The organism is Burkholderia sp. Ac-20379 (assembly GCF_017104645.1).
In the GTDB taxonomy this organism is placed as follows: Bacteria; Pseudomonadota; Gammaproteobacteria; order Burkholderiales; family Burkholderiaceae; genus Burkholderia.
This window is the reverse complement of record NZ_JAAGPF010000067.1, coordinates 23,636-29,981: the sequence shown is the minus strand read 5'-3', so window position 1 is coordinate 29,981 and position 6,346 is coordinate 23,636. Positions and strand designations below refer to the sequence as shown.

Sequence of the window (6,346 nt, the reverse complement as noted above, 5' to 3'; positions counted from 1 at the left end):
CCGCCGCGCGGCGCCCGCGCCGGCGGCGCGTGTCGCCGTGCGCGCACGCCGGTGCGCTTCGGTGGACAATACGCGCTCCCGGCCTATCCGTTCTGCTGATCATTCCATGTTCGAAGACAGTGCCCGATTGACCGCCCTCATCGGCGGCGACGCCTCGCTCATCCGGATCTGGTCGCCCGCGGCGACGCTGCAACGGATGCTCGACGTCGAGGCCGCGCTCACGCGCGCGTTGGCCGCCAACGGCGTGATTCCCGCCTCGGCGGTCGCGCCGATCGTGGCCGCCTGCCGCGCTGAGCGGCTCGACGCCGTCGCGCTGGCGCGCGACGCCGCGCTCGGCGGCAACCTCGCGATTCCCCTCGTCAAGCAACTGACCGCCCGCGTGAAGGACGACGACGCCGAAGCGGCCAAGTTCGTCCATTGGGGCGCGACGAGCCAGGACATCATCGATTCCGGCCTCATGCTGCAACTGCGCGACAGCTTCGACGCGATCGCGCCGCTGCTCGATCGCGTGTGCGCCGCGCTGGCCGAGCTGGCGCGCGCGCATCGCGCCACGCCGATGATCGGCCGCACCTGGCTGCAACAGGCGCTGCCGATCACGCTCGGCCTGAAATTCGCGCAATGGCTCGACGCGCTCGGCCGCCATCGCCAGCGGCTCGAGGCGCTGCGCCGCGACGTGCCGGTGCTGCAGTTCGGCGGCGCGGCCGGCACGCTGGCCAGCCTGCGCGAGGCCGCGCCGAAGGTGGCCGCGTCGCTGGCCGCCGAACTGCAACTGACGTTGCCCGACGTGCCGTGGCACACGCAGCGCGACCGCATCGCCGAAACGGCTTCGTTCTTCGCGATGCTGATCGGCACGCTCGGCAAGATCGCGCGCGACATCTCGCTGCAGATGCAGACCGAAGTGGGCGAACTGGCAGAACCGGCCGCGGCTGGCAAGGGCGGCTCGTCCACCATGCCGCACAAGCGCAACCCGGTCGGCTGCGCCGCCGTGCTGACCGCCGCCGTGCGCGCGCCGGGCCTGCTGGCCACGGTGTTCGCCGGGATGGTGCAGGAGCACGAGCGCGCGCTCGGCGGCTGGCAAGCCGAATGGGACGCGCTGCCCGAACTCGCGCGGATGGCCGGCGGCGCGCTGGCCACGCTCGCGCCGATTGCCGAAGGGCTCAACGTGGACACCGCGCGGCTCGCCGCGAACCTCGGCGCCACGCGCGGCCTGGTGCTCGGCGAGGCCGTGATGCTCGCGCTCGGCGACAAGATCGGCCGCCTCGACGCGCATCATCTGGTCGAAGCCGCCTCGAAGGAGGCCGTGCGCTCGAGCCGCACGCTGCACGATGTGCTGGCCGCCGACCCGGCCGTCGCCGCCCATCTCGCACCCGAGGCGCTCGCGCGCCTGCTGGATCCCGCTCATTACGTCGGCGAGGCCGCTGCCTTCGTCGATGCCGTGCTCGCGCGCTACGCGAGCGGCAATTAAGGAGAACTCTCGATGCCTTTTGCTACCGTCAATGGCGTGAAGCTGCATTACCGGATCGACCGTGCCGCCAGCGCCGATGCGCCCTGGCTGGTGTTTTCGAACTCGCTCGGCGCCGATCTGTCGATGTGGGCCGCGCAGCGCGATGCGCTGGGCGCGCACTTCAACCTGCTGCGCTACGACACGCGCGGCCACGGCCATTCCGAAGCGCCGGCCGGCTCGTACACCGTCGAGCAACTGGCGGGCGACGTGATCGGCCTGCTCGATCACCTGAACATCGAACGCGCGAATTTCTGCGGCATCTCGATGGGCGGGCTGACCGGCGCGGCGCTGGCCGCGCGCTTCCCGCAGCGCATCGTGCGCGCCGTGCTGGCCAACACGGCCGCCAAGATCGGCTCGCCCGAAGTGTGGGGGCCGCGCGCCGCGAAGGCGCGAGAAGAGGGCATGGCCGCGCTCGTCGACGTCGTGCTGCAACGCTGGTTCAAGCCGGCATTCTTCGCCGCCGAGCCGCGCCTGATCGACGCCGTGCGCGACACGTTCGTGCATCACGACGGCCACGGCTACGCCGCCAACTGCGACGCGCTGAACGCCGCCGATCTGCGCGAGGAAGTGAAGGGCATCGCGCTGCCGGTGCTGGTGGTGACGGGCGCGCACGACACGTCCACGCCGCCCGACCAGGGCCGCGCGATGGCCGCCGCGATTCCGGGCGCGCAGCACGTCGAATTCGACGCCGCGCACATCTCCAACATCGAATGCGCCGACGGGTTCAACCGCGCGCTGATCGAATTCCTGACTGCCTGACGGAGCCGCACATGGACGAGAAGCAACGTTACGAAGGCGGCCTGACCGTGCGCCGCGCCGTGCTCGGCGAGGCCCACGTGGATCGCTCGCTGGCGAACCGCAACGAACTGACCACCGAATTCCAGGATCTGATCACGCGCTATGCCTGGGGCGAGATCTGGACCCGCGAAGGCCTGCCGCGCCACACGCGCAGCCTGCTGACCATTTCGATGATGGTGGCGCTGAACCGCAGCGAGGAGCTCGCGCTGCATCTGCGCGCGGCCAAGAACAACGGCGTGACGCGCGACGAGATCAAGGAAGTGCTGATGCAGACGGCGATCTACTGCGGCGTGCCGGCGGCGAATTCGGCGTTCCACCTCGCCGACAAGATCTTCAAGGAAGAGGATGCGGCGGCCGCGGCGGCGTAACACGCCAAGGCAGGCCTGAAAAACGAAGGCGGCGCGCGATGCGCCGCCTTCGTCGTTTACGGCGCCGGGTGTTCGGCGATGCGGGCCGTTACTCCGCTGCGTCGTGCGTCTTCGCGAACTGCCGCAAATACGCGCGCAATGCCGATTCGATGCCGCGCCGGTCGGCGGCGGTGGCCGCGCGCAGCGTGTGTTCGTCGCCGAACAGCGTGCGCGGCGCGATGTAGGTGCCGACCTCGCTGCGCTCGCGCATCACGCGGATGTGATGCGTGTTCGGATGATATTCGGCGAGCCAGTGCAGGCCCTCGATACGGTCGCCGGCCTTCATGATGGTGTTCATCGGATCCCTCCCGCCCGGGCGGGTGCGCCCTCGACGCGCCTGCGTCCGGAGCGGTCAGGCTACGCCGCGCGGGAGCGGCCCGCAAGCGCGGGCCGGCGCGAAATGCGGGGCCGGGTTGGGCCGCCTGCGCCGGCCGAATGTTCAGGTTTCCTGCGTTTTCCGGTCGAAATCGAGCTGCGCATCCTCGATGCGGCCGCCGTGCCGGTTGGCCCACGCGATCAGCGCCACGAACGGCTCCTGCAAGGTTCGGCCGAGCGGCGTGATCGAATATTCGACGGCCACCGGCGACGACGCGATCACGCGCCGGTTGACGAGGCCGTTGCGTTCGAGCCGCCGCAGCGCCTCGGTGAGCGCCTTGTGCGTGATCGGATCGAGCCGCCGCTTGATCGCGTTGAAGCGCGACGGCTCGGTGCACAGCACCGCCAGAATCAGCACCGACCACTTGTTGGCGATCTGTTCGAGCACGATCCGCGTCGCGTCGATTTCGGCGAGCGGATCGCGCGTTTTGGCATCCATGCCGGTATCCCTTCGTATATGAACGCCGCGATTTAGCAAACGGTTTTAGTGAGCGAAAGGGGTAGGGACGATAGATAGCTCCCTAAAATCTAGGGCAGATCGACTGTCTGGGATCGGCCAGGAACGAACCTTCGACTGTGCTACCCGAATCGTCAATCGAGGCGTCAGTTCCTTTTTTCGGTGAGGGTGCCATTCTTGCGCGCAGTGCACATCATGACGTCGTACAGACTTTGTCTCGCATCCTGAATGGCGCTAAAGTACCTGTTTTTGTCCAGAAATTTTACCCCGGGTACCGGTTGCCCACCCTGCAGCCTCTGTAGCGTTGTGTAATAACCGCCCAGTTCGTCAAGTAGCCGTAGGTTGCCCTCAACGCTGCCGAACAAATGCTCAACGAAATCGACGTGATGGTACTTTTCAATTTCCTCCGGAACTCCCTGTACTGCTGCCGCGCCCCCCAGAAATGCGGTGGGTGCACCACGCAGGAATGCAACGTCGGAGTGAATGACCCATTCGACGTATGCGCTGTCTTTCGCCAGATTTTGCCATTCCAGCGCCTGCTCGCGAGTTCGACAAGTAACTTCCAGAGGAAAGCCAAACTGGGTGAAATTGCACGCTTCTCCGAGTTCACTCCGCTTGGTTTCAAATTCGGATATCTGAGCAGGTGAGACTATCGGCACGACTTCGTCGGTCACGTCGAGGAATTTCGCAAATCTATTTTTCGCGGCTTCCACGTAGTCGGAGTCACAGGGAGACGGCGGTAGCGGAAAGTCGTCGCGCAATTGTGAATACGCAGACTTGGCAATCAGTACGACCACAACAGCCAAGACCAACTTGGTAAGCTTCATGGAAGAACGTCGCTCGGAGAATAGTTTTGGTTAGGGTAGCCGCCATAGTAGCGAGGCAAGCGGGAAGCTACCACACCAATCGCCTCGCAGGATGAGGAGGCGCGTTTGACAACTGAGCGGCTGCTATCAAGCGATCCGAACGACTGAATCGGGTCGATCTGCGACGGTCGTGCCTTGCAGCGTAGCGGCCGGCCGTATCCGGCCATCCAATCAAAAGTAAATACTGTGTACTTACCAAGGCGGCGAGGCGTCAACTTTATGGAACCCATCACGACAGCAAAGGAGCACTTGGACTGGATGTGCATCGGCATCCGCCGAGAAACAGAAGATACAGAGTCTGCCACGTATCGATTCACGACAGAACGCTATGTCGATAAGATCCGTATGGAGCCAGTATCTGGAATGCTTTCTATTGGTAAGCAGACTGGGGCAATCACGCTCGTTGTGCCGATGCCAGGGGACAATGAGATGAGGGTTTTTATTCGGGCGGCACAAAAAATTCGGCGCCATTGGTCGCAGGGTAATCTACCCGAAACTACAATGTACGCAGCTGGTTAAGCGGGCGCTTATTGATTCACCATTAATGAGAGCAGCAATTTGTTGATTCAGGTAAATAACTGTCGACTCTGAAATCGAGCGCGTAGGTCGCAGCGTAGGTTTTCGGATCAGTCCCTGTCAGATACGGCAGAGGTACTGCTGCATCATTGGAGTGACGGGGCAGGTGTTGCTGTGGGGTGCGTGCTCATGTGACTGGGAAAAGTTGCTTTGACTGCCCGAGTTTACCAGCGGCCCGCACGGGATCGGTCGAAGTTCACCATCTGGCCAGTTGTCGGAGATCACGACCGGCTACTGCCGTCGGAAGCAGCAGTTCGCAGACGACGTTCGCCGCTTCACGTCCAGGTTGTGTTAGCGACTCTTAGCGGATCACGGTCAAACCAACCACCTACGTCACGGGCGAGGAGCAAATCTTCGCAGCACGAATTCCCCCCACCTGCCAAGAGCGGGCGAAGGTAAGTGACCTTGGTTCATCAAGTATCGAGTGCGGTCGATAGCGCTCCAAAAATAGAGAAGGGTAGGACGGAAAAGTCGGATCGCGTACGTATATTCGGCCTTGTTGCGATGCGGATGCTGTCGCGGGCCACGATGAGAACCGCTGACTCGCTCCTATACGTATATCTTGTCGGACACCTAACTCATTCGACGAAGTGGCAAGTGCAGAAACTCGAAGGCAAGACCGCGCTGGTGACGGGCGGCAACAGCGGCATCGGGCTGGCGATCGCGCGGAAGCTGGCCGAGGCCGGCGCGCATGTGTTCATCGCCGGGCGTCGGCAGGCGCAACTCGATCAGGCATGCGAACAAATCGGCGGGCGCGTGGCGGCGGTGCAGGGCGACGTCACGCGCACCGAGGATCTAGACCGGTTGTTCGGCGCGATCGAGGCGCAGGCGGGCGGCCTCGACATTCTCGTGACGTCGTCCGGCGTGGCCGGGCAGGCGGCGCTGGAGGCCACCACCGAAGCACATTTCGACGAGGTGTTCGATCTGAACGTGCGCGGCATGTTCTTCACCGTGCAGCGCGCCGTGCCGCTGATGCGCGACGGCGGCAGTATCGTGTTGGTCGGCTCGATCGCGGGCTCGGTGGGCAATGCGGGGTTCGGCACGTATTCGGCGTCGAAGGCGGCCGTCAGATCGTATGCGCGCACCTGGGCGAAGGAACTGGCCGGGCGTGGCATTCGCATGAACACGCTGAGCCCGGGGCCGATCGACACGCCGATGATGGCCGCCGCGGGCGACGAGGTGACGCGCATGTTGACCGGCATGATCCCGATGGGCCGCATCGGCCGGCCCGACGAGGCCGCCGCCGCGGCGCTGTTTCTCGCCGGCGGCGACAGCTCGTTCGTTTCGGGTGCCGAACTGATCGTGGACGGCGGGATGATCGCGTAGGGGGCGGCGCGGCCGGTGGCGGGCGCGTCCGGCAGGA

General features: G+C 64.8%; 8 protein-coding genes. 5 read left to right on the top strand and 3 right to left on the bottom strand.

The features are described from left to right. The first annotated feature begins 106 nt into the window (after positions 1-106). From G3N92_RS11955 to pcaC, 3 genes are read left to right on the top strand one after another with little or no spacing between them, the layout of a single operon-like run. Entirely contained in the window at positions 107-1,465 is a 1,359-nt protein-coding gene (locus G3N92_RS11955) for a 3-carboxy-cis,cis-muconate cycloisomerase (RefSeq protein WP_206127678.1), read from the top strand. A 12-nt stretch (positions 1,466-1,477) separates the two neighbouring features. Continuing rightward, entirely contained in the window at positions 1,478-2,263 is a 786-nt protein-coding gene (gene pcaD, locus G3N92_RS11950; RefSeq protein WP_206127677.1) for a 3-oxoadipate enol-lactonase, read from the top strand. 11 nt (positions 2,264-2,274) lie between these two features. Then, a complete protein-coding gene (gene pcaC / locus G3N92_RS11945; RefSeq protein ID WP_206127676.1) occupies positions 2,275-2,670 on the top strand; it encodes a 4-carboxymuconolactone decarboxylase in 396 nt (131 codons plus the stop codon). 88 nt (positions 2,671-2,758) lie between these two features. Here the strand turns inward: pcaC and G3N92_RS11940 are convergent, their stop codons facing one another. From G3N92_RS11940 to G3N92_RS11930, 3 genes are all read right to left on the bottom strand, one after another. Next, positions 2,759-3,007 (bottom strand): hypothetical protein, encoded by a 249-nt coding sequence (locus G3N92_RS11940; RefSeq protein WP_206127675.1) that lies wholly within the window; start codon positions 3,005-3,007, stop codon positions 2,759-2,761. Positions 3,008-3,148: 141 nt separating this feature from the next. After that, a complete protein-coding gene (locus G3N92_RS11935) occupies positions 3,149-3,523 on the bottom strand; it encodes a helix-turn-helix domain-containing protein (protein ID WP_206127674.1) in 375 nt (124 codons plus the stop codon). Between the two features lie 164 nt (positions 3,524-3,687). Beyond that, the gene (locus G3N92_RS11930; protein ID WP_206127673.1) at positions 3,688-4,368 is read right to left on the bottom strand and encodes a hypothetical protein; all 681 of its coding nucleotides are present in this window, start codon (positions 4,366-4,368) and stop codon (positions 3,688-3,690) included. Between the two features lie 258 nt (positions 4,369-4,626). Between G3N92_RS11930 and G3N92_RS11925 the strand changes: the two genes are divergently transcribed. Together G3N92_RS11925 and G3N92_RS11920 are read left to right on the top strand one after the other, a co-directional pair. After that, entirely contained in the window at positions 4,627-4,926 is a 300-nt protein-coding gene (locus tag G3N92_RS11925; RefSeq protein ID WP_206127672.1) for a hypothetical protein, read from the top strand. Between the two features lie 654 nt (positions 4,927-5,580). Beyond that, positions 5,581-6,309 (top strand): SDR family NAD(P)-dependent oxidoreductase, encoded by a 729-nt coding sequence (locus G3N92_RS11920; protein WP_206127671.1) that lies wholly within the window; start codon positions 5,581-5,583, stop codon positions 6,307-6,309. Positions 6,310-6,346: the final 37 nt, after the last annotated feature.